The 15047-nt window shown below is 42.9% G+C and carries 15 protein-coding genes; 9 read left to right on the plus strand and 6 right to left on the minus strand.

Going from position 1 to position 15047, the window contains the following annotated elements; genetic code table 11:
- Positions 1-4: 4 nt before the first annotated feature.
- A complete protein-coding gene (locus D0T50_RS02435; protein ID WP_163221626.1) occupies positions 5-898 on the minus strand; it encodes a 1,4-dihydroxy-2-naphthoate polyprenyltransferase in 894 nt (297 codons plus the stop codon).
- A gap of 69 nt (positions 899-967) precedes the next feature.
- Here D0T50_RS02435 and D0T50_RS02440 point away from each other — a divergent pair, with 69 nt between their 5' ends.
- Positions 968-1789: a metallophosphoesterase gene (locus tag D0T50_RS02440; protein ID WP_163221628.1), complete on the plus strand. Its 822-nt coding sequence runs from the start codon at positions 968-970 to the stop codon at positions 1787-1789.
- Between the two features lie 103 nt (positions 1790-1892).
- Entirely contained in the window at positions 1893-2045 is a 153-nt protein-coding gene (locus tag D0T50_RS02445) for a hypothetical protein (RefSeq protein WP_163221630.1), read from the plus strand.
- A 142-nt stretch (positions 2046-2187) separates the two neighbouring features.
- Here the strand turns inward: D0T50_RS02445 and nadD are convergent, their stop codons facing one another.
- From nadD to D0T50_RS02460, 3 genes are read right to left on the minus strand one after another with little or no spacing between them, the layout of a single operon-like run.
- The gene (gene nadD, locus D0T50_RS02450) at positions 2188-2766 is read right to left on the minus strand and encodes a nicotinate (nicotinamide) nucleotide adenylyltransferase (protein ID WP_203558167.1); all 579 of its coding nucleotides are present in this window, start codon (positions 2764-2766) and stop codon (positions 2188-2190) included.
- A 2-nt stretch (positions 2767-2768) separates the two neighbouring features.
- Entirely contained in the window at positions 2769-3335 is a 567-nt protein-coding gene (gene gmk / locus D0T50_RS02455) for a guanylate kinase (RefSeq protein ID WP_163221632.1), read from the minus strand.
- 12 nt (positions 3336-3347) lie between these two features.
- A complete protein-coding gene (locus D0T50_RS02460) occupies positions 3348-4226 on the minus strand; it encodes a YicC/YloC family endoribonuclease (protein ID WP_163221634.1) in 879 nt (292 codons plus the stop codon).
- A 101-nt stretch (positions 4227-4327) separates the two neighbouring features.
- On the opposite strand from D0T50_RS02460, the gene tsaB reads away from it, so the two are divergent.
- The 7 genes from tsaB to rseP are packed head-to-tail and all read left to right on the plus strand — an operon-like array spanning position 4328 to position 10963.
- Positions 4328-5017: a tRNA (adenosine(37)-N6)-threonylcarbamoyltransferase complex dimerization subunit type 1 TsaB gene (gene tsaB / locus D0T50_RS02465; RefSeq protein ID WP_163221636.1), complete on the plus strand. Its 690-nt coding sequence runs from the start codon at positions 4328-4330 to the stop codon at positions 5015-5017.
- A 33-nt stretch (positions 5018-5050) separates the two neighbouring features.
- Positions 5051-5665: a DUF4290 domain-containing protein gene (locus tag D0T50_RS02470; RefSeq protein ID WP_163221638.1), complete on the plus strand. Its 615-nt coding sequence runs from the start codon at positions 5051-5053 to the stop codon at positions 5663-5665.
- Between the two features lie 24 nt (positions 5666-5689).
- Positions 5690-6994: a UDP-N-acetylglucosamine 1-carboxyvinyltransferase gene (gene murA, locus D0T50_RS02475; RefSeq protein ID WP_163221640.1), complete on the plus strand. Its 1305-nt coding sequence runs from the start codon at positions 5690-5692 to the stop codon at positions 6992-6994.
- Positions 6991-7533 carry a ribosome maturation factor RimM gene (gene rimM / locus D0T50_RS02480; RefSeq protein ID WP_163221642.1) on the plus strand — a complete coding sequence of 181 codons (543 nt, stop codon included), beginning with the start codon at positions 6991-6993 and terminating at the stop codon, positions 7531-7533. The genes murA and rimM overlap by 4 nt, the downstream gene beginning before the upstream one ends.
- Before the next feature lie 29 nt (positions 7534-7562).
- The gene (locus D0T50_RS02485) at positions 7563-8432 is read left to right on the plus strand and encodes a M23 family metallopeptidase (RefSeq protein ID WP_163221644.1); all 870 of its coding nucleotides are present in this window, start codon (positions 7563-7565) and stop codon (positions 8430-8432) included.
- Between the two features lie 10 nt (positions 8433-8442).
- Complete coding sequence (locus D0T50_RS02490; protein ID WP_163221646.1) at positions 8443-9618, plus strand: 1-deoxy-D-xylulose-5-phosphate reductoisomerase; 1176 nt, start codon at positions 8443-8445, stop codon at positions 9616-9618.
- Between the two features lie 13 nt (positions 9619-9631).
- A complete protein-coding gene (gene rseP / locus D0T50_RS02495) occupies positions 9632-10963 on the plus strand; it encodes an RIP metalloprotease RseP (protein ID WP_163221648.1) in 1332 nt (443 codons plus the stop codon).
- A gap of 140 nt (positions 10964-11103) precedes the next feature.
- On the opposite strand, the gene D0T50_RS02500 is transcribed toward rseP, so the two are convergent.
- Together D0T50_RS02500 and D0T50_RS02505 are read right to left on the minus strand one after the other, a co-directional pair.
- Positions 11104-12987, minus strand: a complete 1884-nt coding sequence (locus tag D0T50_RS02500) for a DUF3857 domain-containing protein (protein WP_163221650.1) — start codon at positions 12985-12987, stop codon at positions 11104-11106.
- A gap of 11 nt (positions 12988-12998) precedes the next feature.
- Complete coding sequence (locus D0T50_RS02505; protein WP_163221652.1) at positions 12999-14999, minus strand: DUF3857 domain-containing protein; 2001 nt, start codon at positions 14997-14999, stop codon at positions 12999-13001.
- Positions 15000-15047: the final 48 nt, after the last annotated feature.

Raw genomic sequence — 15047 nt, forward strand, 5'->3', positions numbered from 1 at the left:
TTTCTTAGTTTAGCGCTAACCCAATAGTTAGTAAAAGTCCAATGAGCAGCATATTGCGCGAAGTTTCGCCCAATATGCTGTTTAGTTTTTTACCACTACGTATCTTCGACATTTTCTGCCAGGTAAGGATGTGCGGAATAATATATAGTTGTGGTAGCCATGCCGCGTAATGATATCCCCAGATAAGAAATAACAAGCAGCAACCTGCAGCCGCTAAACCCAATGCCAAGTACAAATATCTGCCAAACGGTTCTCCCAAACGAACAATGATGGTGCGTTTCCCACTTTCCTTGTCGGCCTCACGGTCCCGATAGTTATTTACCACCAGCAATGTATCAATAGTGATGCCGCAAATAAGCGATGCAACCAATACCTGCGGAGTTATGGTAAGCGCCTGTACATGGTACGTGCCACCCACAGGAATAAATCCGAAAAAGAGCAAAACCAACACATCTCCCCAGCCATTGTATGAAAGCGGATATGGACCAGCCGTATATAAAAAAGCAAACACCACGCACACCACACCTACAATTATCAGCTCCCAACCTCCATAGAAAAGCAGCGTGCAGCCCAGGGCACAGGCAAGGGAAACGGTAAGGAAAATGCCTGTTTTCATAGCATTTGCCGTAATCCAGCCTTGTGCACAAGCACGCTCGGGACCCAGCCGGTCGCTGCGGTCGGCTCCTTTCAAGAAGTCGAAGAGGTCGTTGATGAAATTGGCGGCAATCTGCATCAGACAGGCGAAAAGCGCGCAGACCAATGCTGGAAACCAGTTGAACAAACCGTCCGAAAAAGCCAATGCACTACCCACCATGACGGGTATCAGTGCACCGGTCAGTGTCTTGGGGCGGGCGGCGAGCAACCATGCTTTGGGCGAGTTTATAGTAATGGGGTTCATTCTTCATTTATTTAGAATTGTTTGGCAAAGATACAATAGTTATATTTGCTGCACAAACGTAGAAATCTCATGCGAAAACTTCTTTTGCTTTTTTCCGTCTTCTATCTGCTTTGCTCCTGTGCCACGCTGAATGTGTCGCATCCGGGCATTGGGCGGGTAAAGAAGTTAACGTTTGCTCATGAGGATGTTCCGGCAGCATTCGGTGGCTTTCGATTGGTCTTTATCTCGGACTTGCATTATCCCAGTTTGTTTACTCCCAAACGCTTGCGACAACTCGTGAAGACCGTTAATTCGCTTCGGGCAGATGTGCTTTTGCTTGGTGGCGATTATCACAATGGTTGCCAATATATGCCCGAACTTTTTGCTGCATTGGGAACCATTCGCACTACCTGCGGCACGGTTGCTGTTATGGGAAATCACGATACAGGAGTGTGCTATGAAACGATTCTCGCCCAGATGGAGTCACAGCAAATTCGTCTGCTCGAGCAGCAACTCGATACACTATATAAGGATGGCGAACAGATTATTATTGCAGGCATAAAGAATCCTTTCGATTTGCAGAAGAATGGGGTGTCGCCTACGCTTGGGCTTGCTCCCGAAGATTTTGTTATCCTGCTGGTGCATACGCCCGATTATGTAGAAGATGTTTCCGTGGCAGGAGCCGACCTTGCTCTGGCAGGACATACGCATGGTGGACAGGTTACGTTATTTGGATTGTATGCCCCTCAAACCAATTCGCACTATGGGCAGCGATTTCGCACCGGAATGAACCGGAACTCTGACGGCATGTCTGTTTATACTACGAATGGGTTGGGAACCTCACGAAAGAAAATACGGATGTTTGCGCCTACCGAAGTTGTTTTGATTACATTGAGGCAGCTTCGCAAATAGAGATAGCACTAATTGTCTGTACTTTAGCTGTCAACAATAGATACACAGCGCAGCATCAATTGCCGTCGGTTTTAACCGACGGATGAGAGGATTATAATGAGCAATGGCTTTAGCCAAAAGAAAAGATTTGGCTAAAGCCAATTCAAAAAATACCTTACAGATCCGGCAGCTAAAGCAGCCGGCAATTGATCCTGAAGAACAGCTAAAGCAGCCGGCAACTGATACTAAAGAACAGCTAAAAGCAGCTGGCAACTGATACTAAAAAATAATTGAGGCAGCTTCGCAAATAATACTAATCCATTGAGTTACGCCAATAACTCAACGAGTTATGACCATAACTCATTGCATTATGAGCATAACTTATTGCATTACGCCGCTAACTCATTAAGATATATTGATTAAGAAGATGCGTGTAGATAATCAACCAATAATCTATACACTTCAGGGTGTAGGAAGGAGCTCACATCCTTTCCTTCTTTTATCGCATTTCTTATGTAGGTGGAGCTAATGTCCATAACCGGTGCATCCGATAGTGTAACGGTTTGCGGTAGCGTTGCTTCGTCAATAACAAATCCCGGTCGTGGATAAATAATGATTTTGTTTTCCTCAATAACTCTTTCGCTTTGGTACCAACGGTGGAAATTAACCCAGTTATCTCCGCCTATTATTAAGTAGAATTCGCGATTGGGATAGGCCGCTTTCAGCGCATCTAGTGTATTTATGGTATAGGAAGGACGAGGCAGTGCGAACTCAAAATCTGATGCTTTGAGTTTGGGGTGGTTTCTTATAGCGGTTTGCACCAGTTGTAGCCGAAATGCATCGGGCAATAGTTCCTCTTGTTGTTTTAATGGATTTTGTGGAGAAACCAGGAACCACAACTCATCCAGTCCGGCAAACTCGCACAAATAGTTGGCAATAGCCAAGTGTGCTTTATGGATGGGGTTGAATGAGCCGCCGAAGATTCCGGTTTTTAGCATGGCTATTTGCTGATAAATTCCTTTACAAGCGTGTGTGTTTCTTGTACTGCTTTCTCCAGGTCGTCGTTAACAACGATTGTATCAAACTGGTTGGCAAAACCAAGTTCGTACTCGGCTTTGGCTATGCGTTTCTCTATAACTTCGGGAGCATCGGTGCTGCGCGCGGTGAGTCGTTTGCGCAATTCTTCGATGGAAGGGGGCTGTATAAAGATGGATAAGGCCCTGTTGCCATAGTATTTCTTTATGTTCACACCGCCTACTACATCTACGTCGAACACCACGTTTTTGCCCTCTTGAAGTAACTCTTCGATGGGAGCTTTGAGTGTGCCGTAGTAGCATCCCTGATAAACCTCTTCGTACTCAAGGAATTCGTCCTTGCTAATGTGCTCTTGAAACTTCTCGGGTGATAAGAAATAATATTCTACGCCATGTTTTTCTTTTCCACGAGGGGCACGGCTGGTTGCCGATACGGAAAAAGCCAGATTCAGGTCTTTAGTCAATAACTCATTGATGATGGTTGATTTGCCCGATCCCGAAGGTGCCGAAAATATAATTAGTTTGCCACTCATAGCCTAAAGCTCTTATAATAAGTTTAATACCTGCTCCTTTATTTGTTCCAGTTCATCCTTCATCTGCACTACGATTTTTTGCATCTCGGAGTGATTGGATTTGCTGCCTAAGGTGTTTATTTCGCGTCCCATTTCCTGTGCGATGAATCCAAGTTTCTTTCCTTGTCCGCTATTACCCTCCATGGTGTCGATGAAATATTTCAGATGATTGGTGAGGCGTTGTTTCTCTTCGTTTATGTCCAGTCGCTCAATGTAAAAAATGAGTTCCTGCTCCAGTCTATTTTTGTCATAATCTACGCTGAGAGTCTTCTCTAAAGCTTCGGTAATGCGTTCTCTTACTTTCTCTACGCGCTCTTTTTCGTAAGGAACCACTGCTTCGAGCAAGCTGTAAATGGTTTGTATATTATGATTGAGTTTATCTACCAGTGCCAGTCCCTCTTGTTTGCGAAACTCCACCAACTGACTAACTGCTGTTTTAATGGCTTCGTGCACCACTTGCCACTCCTCCTCACTTAATTCCTGAATCTCTGCCTTAGACATTACATCCGGCATACGCAGCAATGTTTGAAACCAATCCGAAGGAACTGGAATACTCAATGTGTCCGATATGGCGTTTATTTGTTTATAATAACCCTCTACCAAAGCCATATTGATAGTTGTCACAGCTTCAGCAGTATCTTTCTTTTCTATCCAAAGGCTGAAGTCTACCTTACCTCGCTCTAACTGTTTAGACAATTCGGTACGTATTTCTATCTCTTTTTCGCGATATATGGGAGCTATGCGGGTGGATAAATCAAGTGCTTTGCTATTGAGCGATTTGATTTCTACATTTATCTTTTTGTCGGGTAATTCGGCTGTGGCTTTGCCGTAGCCAGTCATTGATTGTATCATAATTCTGTATCAGTTTGCTGCAAAACTACATAAAAATATCCATACTCCATTCTCCATTCTCATTTCTTTTCGTTAGCTTTGCGGGGTATTAAAGGATAATTATGTCGTGTATATTACATATTGAGACTTCTACGCCTGTTTGTTCGGTTGCTGTGAGCGAAGACGGGCATACTATATTCACCAAAGAAGATTATCAAGGACCGTCTCACGCAGTGGTTTTAGGTTCCTTTGTTGATGAAGCACTTTCCCTGATTGACAGTCATGCTATTCCGTTGGATGCCGTTGCAGTAAGCTGTGGCCCCGGTTCGTATACAGGCTTGCGCATTGGAGTATCTATGGCGAAAGGAATTTGCTACGGTCGTGAAGTTCCTTTAATTGGGTTGCCCACGCTCGAAGTTCTTTGTGTGCCTGTTTTGTTGCAACACGAATTACCCGAAGATGCGTTGCTCTGCCCCATGCTTGATGCCCGGCGTATGGAAGTTTATGCAGCAATATACGATCGCGCGTTACAAGTAAAACGCGAAACAGCCGCCGATATAATAGATGAGAATTCCTATTTGGAGTTCTTAGAACATCAGCCGGTCTATTTCTTTGGCAATGGAGCCGCTAAGTGCAAAGAGAAAATAACCCATGCCAATGCTCACTTTATTGATGATATACATCCGCTTGCCAAAATGATGTTCCCGCTTGCCGAGAAAGAAATGGCGAATAAGAATTTTAAAGATGTTGCTTACTTCGAACCCTTCTACCTGAAGGAGTTTGTAGCAACCCAACCCAAGAAACAACTCTAATTTTCGGTGTTAGCCGAAAAAATAAATAACTATATGCAGTATAATACACAACGAAAAAAATTACCCCTTCCGGAATATGGAAGAAGTATTCAGAATATGGTAGATTACGCTTTGACGCTCGAAGAACGTTCCGAACGGCAGCGTTGTGCCAATACCATTATCAATATCATGGGAGGTATGTTTCCACACCTGCGCGATGTACCCGATTTTAAGCATAAGCTTTGGGATCACTTGGCTATTATGGCCAATTTCAAGCTGGATATTGATTATCCGTATGAAATTATCGCGAAAGATAACCTCGATACCAAACCCGATCAAATACCTTATCCAAGCACTCGCATACGCTATCGTCACTATGGCCGTACACTCGAAGTACTTATAAAGAAGGCCATGGAGTTTCCCGAAGGCGACGAAAAAAATAATCTGTTGGCATTAATAGCCAACCACATGAAGAAAGATTATATTGCCTGGAACAAAGACACGATAGATGACGGTAAGATAAACGAAGACCTGATGGAACTTTCGGGTGGTAAGCTTTGGCTAACCGATGAGGTTCTTCGCCTTATGGAGGTGCGTCAGACAATGCAGAATCGTCGTCAACCACAACAAAACCAACAACGTTCCAATCAAAGGAGATACCACAAGTAATATTTTCACTTAATACTATACACTATGGGATCATTTATAATAGAAGGAGGACACAAACTTAAAGGAGATATACATCCGCAAGGCGCAAAAAACGAAGTGTTACAAATACTTTGTGCCACACTGCTTACCTCCGAAGCAATCACGGTTCATAACATTCCTGATATATTAGATGTGAACAATCTTATTCAGTTGTTGCGCGATATGGGAGTTGCAGTAGCTAAAAACAGTTGCGATTCGTATACTTTCCAGGCAAACAATGTGGATTTGAAGTATTTGGAAAGTGAGGATTTTCTTAAGAAATGCTCCAGCCTGCGTGGCTCGGTTATGCTTATTGGTCCGTTGGTAGCCCGTTTTGGTAAAGCGTTAATATCAAAGCCCGGGGGCGATAAGATTGGTCGTCGCCGCTTGGATACACACTTTGTAGGTATTCAGAATCTGGGAGCCGACTTCCACTATAACGAGAAGCAAGAAGTGTACGAAGTAACAGCCAAGGAGCTGAAAGGTACGTATATGCTGCTCGACGAGGCTTCTGTTACCGGAACAGCCAATATCGTGATGGCGGCAGTACTGGCAAAAGGAAAAACAACCATTTACAATGCAGCTTGCGAACCCTACTTACAACAACTTTGTAAAATGCTCAATCGCATGGGTGCAAAGATAAGCGGCATTGCATCTAACCTGCTAACCATAGAAGGTGTAGAGTCTTTGGGTGGAACAGAGCATACGGTGCTTCCCGATATGATTGAGGTAGGTAGTTTCATCGGTATGGCTGCCATGACGCAAAGTGAAATAACCATCAAGAATGTGTCTTACGAAAACTTAGGGATTATACCCGATAGCTTTCGCCGCTTGGGTATTAAAATAGAACAGCGGGGAGATGATATCTTTGTTCCTGCACAGGAATTTTATCAGATAGAATCTTTTATCGACGGCTCTATTATGAGTATAGCCGATGCTCCTTGGCCGGGTTTAACACCCGACTTGCTTAGTGTGATTCTTGTAGTTGCCACGCAAGCCAAAGGAAGTGTGTTGATACATCAGAAAATGTTTGAGAGTCGCTTGTTCTTTGTCGATAAATTGATTGATATGGGTGCGCAGATTATTCTTTGTGACCCACACCGTGCTGTTGTTATTGGACATGGACATCAATTTACACTCCGTGCGGGTAACATGACTTCGCCCGATATTCGTGCAGGAATTGCGTTGCTTATCGCAGCAATGAGTGCCGATGGTGTGAGCCGTATTCAGAATATAGAACAGATAGACCGCGGTTACCAGAATATAGAAGGACGCTTAAATGCTATCGGAGCAAAGATTACCCGTCTATGATAAAGGAAGAGGAAGTTTATAAAATCGGGCAGTTTAATAAGCCGCATGGTATTCATGGCGAGCTGTCGTTTACTTTTACAGACGATATCTTTGATCGTGTAGAGGAATGCGATTATCTTATCTGCTTGCTCGATGGTATCTATGTTCCTTTCTTTATAGAGGAATATCGTTTCCGGTCGGACTCTACCGCGCTGATTAAGTTGGAAGATATTAACTCTACGGAGGCTGCGCGGAAATTTACGAATGTAGAGGTGTATTTCCCTGTGAAATACGTTACCGATGAGGAAGTGGAAGATGCTTCGTGGACTTTCTTTATAGGTTTTACATTGCGTGATGTAGAAACCGGAGACATAGGCGAGATTGTTGATGTGGATGATACAACCGTCAATGTGCTTTTTGTAGTAGACCATGCCGGCGAGGAAGTTCTAATTCCTGCCAGTGAGGAACTGATGGTAGAAATAGACCAGATGCACAAAGTTATAGCCATGCGTATTCCTACAGGACTGCTTACGCTCGACGATGCCGACGAAATTCGTTAACATAGAATAAATAATATACATACAAAACAATGCCTTCGAAAAAAAGGAAACTTCTGAATAAAGCCCTGTGGCATAATTTTAAGTTTAAGTATAAGATCTCCATTTTTAATGAAAACACACTGGAAGAGGTCGGAGGGATTCGTATATCCAAACTAAACGGACTTTCGGTGTTGCTTGCTACGGTTCTTATCATCTTCATTGTTACCTCATTAATTATGGTCTTTACACCACTACGCAACTACCTTCCCGGTTATATGAATAGCGAAGTGCGTGCACAGATAGTGCGAAACGCATTACTGGTAGATTCTATTGAAGATGTACTGCATAGGCAGAGTATGTATATTATGAATATCCAGGATATTTTTAGTGGTACAGTTAGGGTAGACACAACCAATACGATGGAGGAGCTTACCACTATCCGGAAAGATTCATTGATGGAGCGTACCGAACGTGAAGAAGAATTTCGTCGTCAGTACGAAGAGGCCGAGAAGTACAATCTTATGGCACTGAACTTGCAAGCAGAAAAAGACGGAATGATATTCTATGCACCTATACGCGGGCATATCATTAATAGCTTTAATCTCGAAGCAGGACACTGGGGAACGGATATCGTAGCCAGCCCTAACGAAAGTGTGTTGGCAGCTTTGGATGGTGTGGTTATACTCAGTCTCTATACAGTTAATTCGGGACATGTGTTGGTAGTACAACATAACCAGAACTTTATCTCAGTGTACAAACATTGTGGATTGTTACTGAAAGAAAAAGGAGATTACGTGAAGGGTGGAGAGGTTATTGCACTATTGGGGAAAACCGGTACTATTGCCGAGGATCCGCACCTTCACTTTGAATTATGGCTGAAAGACAGAGCTGTTGATTCGCAAAAGTATATTATATATTAACGAGTTACTGATGAGCGAACAAGTATATAAAAAACAAATCGCAGTATTAGGATCGACCGGATCTATTGGTACACAAGCATTGCAGGTTATCGAAGAACATGCCGATAAATACGAAGTATATGCGCTGACTTCCAACAATAATGTGGATAAACTCATTGCCCAGGCACGCAAGTTTATGCCCGATGTGGTAGTGGTAGCCAATGAGAATAACTACTCGCGACTAAAAGAAGCGCTCGACGATCTTCCTATTAAAGTGTATGCCGGCGCCGAAGCCATTTGCGAAGTAGCTGCGGCCGAGCCGGTAGACATTGTGCTGACTGCTATGGTTGGCTACTCGGGCTTGAAACCTACTATACATGCCATAAAATCCGGAAAAGTCATAGCACTCGCCAATAAAGAAACGTTGGTTGTTGCCGGAGAGTTGATTAATAAACTGGTGCAGCAATATCGCACACCAATTCTTCCGGTAGACTCCGAGCACTCGGCTGTGTTTCAGTGCTTAACGGGCGAACAGAACGAAATAGAAAAGGTGATACTAACAGCTTCGGGAGGTCCCTTCAGGAACTACTCCATGAAACAGTTGGAAACGGTAACCCCGGAGCAGGCTTTGCTTCATCCTACCTGGAACATGGGTGCGAAGATAACTATCGACTCGGCAACCATGATGAACAAAGGCTTTGAGATGATTGAAGCGAAATGGCTCTTTGGTGTAGCGCCGGAGCAGATAGATGTGGTGGTGCATCCACAATCTATTATACACTCCATGGTGCAGTTTAAGGATGGTTCAATAAAAGCGCAGATGGGTATTCCTGATATGCGTTTGCCTATTCAATACGCTTTTTCGTATCCCGAACGATTGACTTCTACCTGCGAACGGTTGGATTTTACGAAAATAGCAGCGCTTACCTTTGAAACCCCCGATGCGGTTCGTTTCAGAAATTTAGGACTGGCGTATGAAGCTATGCATAAAGGAGGAAATATGCCTTGTGTATTAAATGCGGCGAACGAAGTCGTAGTAGAGGCTTTCTTACAAGATAATATATCATTCTTTGGCATGAGTGACGTGATAGAGACAGCCATGAACCGTTTGTCTTTCATTGCAACACCCACCTATGAAGAATACGTGGCTACCGACGAAGAAGCGCGTCGCGTGGCTTATGAGTTAATTAAGAGTATAAATAAGTAATATAGATAGTTTAATGGAAGTATTTTTGATCCGTGCCCTTCAGCTGATAATGAGTTTATCTTTGCTTGTTATCATCCATGAAGGAGGGCATTTTTTGTTTGCTCGTCTTTTCAAAATCAGAGTAGAGAAGTTTTGTTTATTCTTCGACCCATGGTTTACACTCTTTAAGTTCAAACCCAAGAAAAGTGATACAGAATATGCAGTAGGGTGGTTGCCGTTGGGTGGCTACGTTAAAATATCGGGTATGATTGATGAATCAATGGATACCGAACAAATGAAACAACCGGCGCAACCGTGGGAATTCCGTTCCAAACCAGCCGGACAACGTCTTTTAGTAATGGTGGGTGGGGTGTTATTCAATTTCTTATTGGCGCTCTTTATCTATTCCATGATTTTATTTACTTGGGGAGATTCGTACATATCTGTGAAAGATCTTCCGTTGGGTATGGAATTTAGTGAAACGGCAAAAAAAGCAGGATTCCAAGATGGAGATATCTTACTCTTGGCAGATGGCGTGCCTTTTGATCGTTACGAACCACGTAAGTTGATAGACTCTCGTGAGGTAACAGTACGTCGCGACGGCAAGGAAATGTCGGTTTATATTCCCGAAGATATGATGCAGCTGTTAATGGCATCGAATGAAAAATGGTTGGCAGATTATCGTTTCTCGTATGTAGTAGATAGTGTTGCGCCCGGTTCTCCAGCGATGGTTGCCGGACTCCTTTCGGGCGACAGTATTGTGGGGCTTAACGATAAGGAGATAGTGGCCTACTCCGATTATACCAATGAAATAGCGCGCATGAAGAAAGAGAATGCTTCGCGCGAGCTTTTGTTAAGTTATTATAGGGGTGGCGAACTACATCAAACCACTGCTTTTGCCGATTCTGCTTATATCATAGGAACCTATATAACCAATGCCAGTGTATCTAAACGTATGCCATTAGTGAAAGTCTCTTATGGTTTCTTCGAGTCTTTTCCGGCGGGTATAATGCTTGGGGTCAATACACTAAAAGGTTATGTGAGCGATATGCGTCATGTATTTACAAAGGAAGGCGCTAAGCAATTGGGTGGATTTGCTACTATCGGTAGTATCTTTCCTGCAAAGTGGGACTGGCACAAATTTTGGTACATGACTGCTTTTCTCTCTATCATCCTTGCCTTCATGAATATTCTACCTATTCCGGCACTCGATGGCGGACATGTGTTGTTCTTGCTTTACGAAATAGTTGCACGTCGCAAACCAAGCGATAAATTCATGGAATATGCACAAGTTACGGGTATGTTGTTGCTATTTGGCTTGCTTATCTGGGCAAACTTTAACGATGTGTTGCGGTTCTTGTTCTAACCAGAGGATAACTCTTTTTTGAACTTCATAATAATAGAAAGTGAACTGCATCTTATCACAAGATGCAGTTCACTTTTTTGTATTATTAGTAACAAAATTGTAAGTCAGACCATCAATTGAGGCTTCATTTTTAACCGCATTTAGTTCTCTTTCCTCAATATAATCTTACCGTTGTATTGACTGGATATTGCTTGAATAAACGCACTGAACTCCTCGTATTCCTCTTTAGAGTAAACGCCCGTCTTGAAGATTAGCTCGTGCATAACTACAATCTGCTTATCGGTAGAGAGAATAAGGCTTTTGAAAGAGCCGAATTTCCCTTCTATAACTTCCGGTTTGGGCGCAGCTTCCACTACATAACCGTCTGGCTTGTTAATAACAAAGCTGTCTGTGTCTTTGTAACCATACTTTATATAGATGTTATGTTTGCGCTCTTTCTTGGGCATGTTTCTGAAACTCCTGCGGAAGATATTGACCGGAATGAATAAGCGATTGCCTGTGCGACTGCCATATTGTTCGCTTGTTATGCGATACTTGGTTTCCAGATAAGGATTCTCCTCTTTTACCTCCTTAAACTCTACATTCTCTACGGTGGCTTTGGCTAAACTAATTTCGGAACGTAGCCGGTCTATTTGCTTCTTGGGTTCTAACTTGGTGATGCCAATTTCGTCTTCGTATTGAAACAGGTGCGACTTTGTTGTAACATCAATTGCTGCTCTTCCTTCGGCATCCAGTGTTATCGATGCGGCGTTTGTTTGCAGGTTTAGTGTGTCGGCATACGATGGAAGTTTCTGCACCTCTCCGCCATTCTCTTTCATTACCACCGCGTCATGTCCGGCAATGTCTTGATGCAGGTAGCCAAAAGGTATTTGCGCATTGGTACACTCCAGCCAGAGGGTATCTTTTGCCAAAGGCACTTGCAACACAGCGTGGTTGGTTTGGTTGAGGCTTACGTAATCTTTCAATATACGCGCGCGACTGGTGCTAATCTCGGAGTAATAAGATTTTATCCCGATTGCTTTAAGCATTGCTTTCATGTAATTGGACAAAGCCTTGCAATCTCCAAATCCTGTTTTATTTACTTGCATGGCAGGCATAGGTTGAAAACCTCCGATGCCCAACTGAATACTTACGTAGCGGGTGCTTGTTTCCAATATCTCGTATAGGACTTTTACTTTCTCCTTCTCGGTAGTACAGCTCGCGGTCATTTCTTTAAGCTTATCTACAAAGGCGGGCGGAAGTTCATCTCTGCCATTCAACAACTTGTTTACCCAAAGTCCGTAACTTTCCCACGAAGCCAAACTACCTTCTGTTCCGTCGAAGAAAAAGTCGGTCGGGTTGAAGTATATATAAGGAACAAGTGCTCCAATGGCAGGACCAAAACGTTCGGGCTCTTGTGCCTTCAGGTTGCTGAAAGTTATTTTTAGTGTTTTCCCTGTTGCCGTATCTGTTACTTTAGGTTTATTTTCGGTATTGAACAACCGGTATCTGGGTTCTATACCCTTGACGGTGTGCAGTATGTAGGTTGCTTCTTGTACGGATTGGTTGAAGGAGGATTGCGGCATGAAAACAGGATAGCTAATAATGCCGTCTTTTTGTTTCATCTCCCATTCATATTTTACGGTAAAAGGATACGAAGGGCCGTTGCAACTGTAATGGTAAAAATAATCGTCTGTAAAAAGCCCCGACGAGTACTCGCTCATTGTTAAATCCGATTTCTTAATCTTCCGCACAGAACGCCCTGTGCGGTCGAATATCTCTCCCGAGAATTTTTGAAGTGAACGGAACTTATCGCAGGATTGGAAGAAATCAGCCTTGTCTTTTCCTTTCTCATCAAGAATCGTAATGGTAATACTTTCTTTCCTTACGGCGTTTTTGTTCGATTCGCACGTATATTCAATTTGATTATTCACAACTACACTGAACGCGTCTTTTTTCAACTCTTCGGGAATAGCGCTAATGTTCTGCCCTTTGGCGGAATAACTTATTGCAATAGCCAGTATAAGTGGATATGTTATTCTCATAATGCGTTGAGTTATTGAATTATCTTCTTGAGTACAATCATTTGATTATTCTTCTCGGTCACATTTTCGAAGAATGCTTTCAGACCAGCATACTCGTCTTTACTAAACATAGACGTCTTGATGGTAAATGTGTAGGTCAGACTTATCACATTGCCTGCCTGCTGAATAAGGAACTTACAGTTGCCACCTTCGCCTTCCATGCCAATAATGCCATGCTTAGGAAGTTCTTCTACCTGATATCCTTCGGGGATGGTAAAGGCTACCGACTTGCGTATGGAGTATCGGTGAGGAAATTCCACCGGAAGTATTCGGCTTTCCTGAGTAAAGGGATTTTTTTCGATATGTGTAAATATCATTGGATTGATGTAGAGGTAATCTCCACCGGAGTCTGTTTCTTTGGTAAATGAAATTGTCTCTTTTACCTCTGCCGAGAAGGCTTGTACTCCTTCGCTTGTGTAGCTTGTTACACTAATGTTTTCATCTTCTCCTATCTTCTCTATGTATTCTGTACTGTCTTTGGCTGCTTTGTATTCTTTGCGATACTCGGCGGCAAATTGTCCTCTGTACACATTAGAGCGTTCGCCTTCCAACTTTCCATCCTCGTTTAGCTTCACGGTGATTAATGAAAGTAGTTGGTTGTTGCCCAGATCAGATAGGTCAATCCACTTCTCGCCCGGCTCTGCATTTACAATTCTTGCCCGGTTGGTAAGCAGTACAGCTGGAAGTATATTCACAAACCCATCTACAATAGACCCATCCAGGAAGAACAATTTATCTTCAGTTCCTCTTACTGCCACAACAAACGTGTTGATAGCATCGAGCGAAGGATGCGTGTATGGAATGATTCCCCGGTTTCGTCGGCTCATTACAACCGGATAAGCGGTGATTCCTGCATCTTTCAGCATGCTGATGAGTACAAAGTTGAATTGTGCGTTATTGCCGGTTCCTTCTTTGATTGCCTTTTTTATATCCTGCCCCCAAAGCGCATAGCTTTCGTTCCAATTCATTTTTTGTCGGAGGAAACAGAATATCTTCGCAGCTTTGTTCTCTATGCTTAGCTCATTCAAGTTCAGTGTAGCCATTTCTTCTTTGAATGGATTGCGCATTTTAAGCTGACTGCCAAAGTCGCTGTCTTGCAGCAGCAGTTCGTCAATCTTTTCCCATGTGGTGGTAAATGATTTATAGACACTTCCCGGATAGTTAATCCCTCTCAACTCAAATGTTATCTTCGATATATAATCTCTGGGATACCACACATAAGAGTCGCCTTTTAAGGCAGGAAAATTACTTCCGGTAAACGAGAACTTGTCTGCATTGGCACGTAGTACTTGTCCATTGGGGAAATTGATGGTGAAAGGAGAACTCTCTTCTTTCAACTTAATGGAGTAAGCACCTCTCATTTCTTTGTTAAACATAAAATATTCGGGTATGGTAAGCTCATATTCAGCATACATTACCGGTATTTCTTCCTGCATGTGCCAATCGTTGAGCTTGTAATAAAAATCGGAAGTGATTTTGTATTTGAATTCAATAACCGTTCCTTCTTTTACGGCAGGAATAGCCAACTTCACTTGCATGTAGCTGTCATTTATTCGTTCACGGAAGATTTGCTCTTTCTTTATTTTTGTTTTTACAATCTTTCCATTTTCAAGATTGTAGGCAGTGGCATCTATTTGTGTCACGCTTTCTTCTTGTGAGCGGTTCTTTTCCGAATTATAATAAGCAATTGTTATGTCGGCATGGTGTGTTCCTTCGGGTTTGAGGATTTTTATTTTCTTTTCCATCACGTAGTTAACCTTAAAGTCGTCTCTGATGAATTCATAATACGCCCATCCTCTTTTGTAGATAACAGCGGCAACGGCTGCCGTGTCTTGTGCGAAGGTAGTCATGGAAACCTCGTCATCGGTTACTTTTCCATACTTTGTACTGGTCTCTTGAGAAAATGCGTGAGCGCTAAAGCTCAATGTCAACACTACTAAACAGAGTAGGCGTTGAAGTTTTTGTGTTTTCATAAAACGTTCGTTTTTTAGTGTTTCTTTGTTGATTATAGTATACAGTTG

The organism is Bacteroides sp. 214, from assembly GCF_010501015.1.
Classification (GTDB): domain Bacteria; phylum Bacteroidota; class Bacteroidia; order Bacteroidales; family Bacteroidaceae; genus Bacteroides.

Excerpts from the sequence above, each read along its gene's own strand:
- D0T50_RS02435 (WP_163221626.1), bottom strand. The coding sequence starts at position 898 with ATGAACCCCATTACTATAAACTCGCCCAAAGCATGGTTGCTCGCCGCC.
- D0T50_RS02440 (WP_163221628.1), top strand. The coding sequence starts at position 968 with ATGCGAAAACTTCTTTTGCTTTTTTCCGTCTTCTATCTGCTTTGCTCC.
- D0T50_RS02445 (WP_163221630.1), top strand. The coding sequence starts at position 1,893 with ATGGCTTTAGCCAAAAGAAAAGATTTGGCTAAAGCCAATTCAAAAAAT.
- nadD (WP_203558167.1), bottom strand. The coding sequence starts at position 2,766 with ATGCTAAAAACCGGAATCTTCGGCGGCTCATTCAACCCCATCCATAAA.
- gmk (WP_163221632.1), bottom strand. The coding sequence starts at position 3,335 with ATGAGTGGCAAACTAATTATATTTTCGGCACCTTCGGGATCGGGCAAA.
- D0T50_RS02460 (WP_163221634.1), bottom strand. The coding sequence starts at position 4,226 with ATGATACAATCAATGACTGGCTACGGCAAAGCCACAGCCGAATTACCC.
- tsaB (WP_163221636.1), top strand. The coding sequence starts at position 4,328 with ATGTCGTGTATATTACATATTGAGACTTCTACGCCTGTTTGTTCGGTT.
- D0T50_RS02470 (WP_163221638.1), top strand. The coding sequence starts at position 5,051 with ATGCAGTATAATACACAACGAAAAAAATTACCCCTTCCGGAATATGGA.
- murA (WP_163221640.1), top strand. The coding sequence starts at position 5,690 with ATGGGATCATTTATAATAGAAGGAGGACACAAACTTAAAGGAGATATA.
- rimM (WP_163221642.1), top strand. The coding sequence starts at position 6,991 with ATGATAAAGGAAGAGGAAGTTTATAAAATCGGGCAGTTTAATAAGCCG.
- D0T50_RS02485 (WP_163221644.1), top strand. The coding sequence starts at position 7,563 with ATGCCTTCGAAAAAAAGGAAACTTCTGAATAAAGCCCTGTGGCATAAT.
- D0T50_RS02490 (WP_163221646.1), top strand. The coding sequence starts at position 8,443 with ATGAGCGAACAAGTATATAAAAAACAAATCGCAGTATTAGGATCGACC.
- rseP (WP_163221648.1), top strand. The coding sequence starts at position 9,632 with ATGGAAGTATTTTTGATCCGTGCCCTTCAGCTGATAATGAGTTTATCT.
- D0T50_RS02500 (WP_163221650.1), bottom strand. The coding sequence starts at position 12,987 with ATGAGAATAACATATCCACTTATACTGGCTATTGCAATAAGTTATTCC.
- D0T50_RS02505 (WP_163221652.1), bottom strand. The coding sequence starts at position 14,999 with ATGAAAACACAAAAACTTCAACGCCTACTCTGTTTAGTAGTGTTGACA.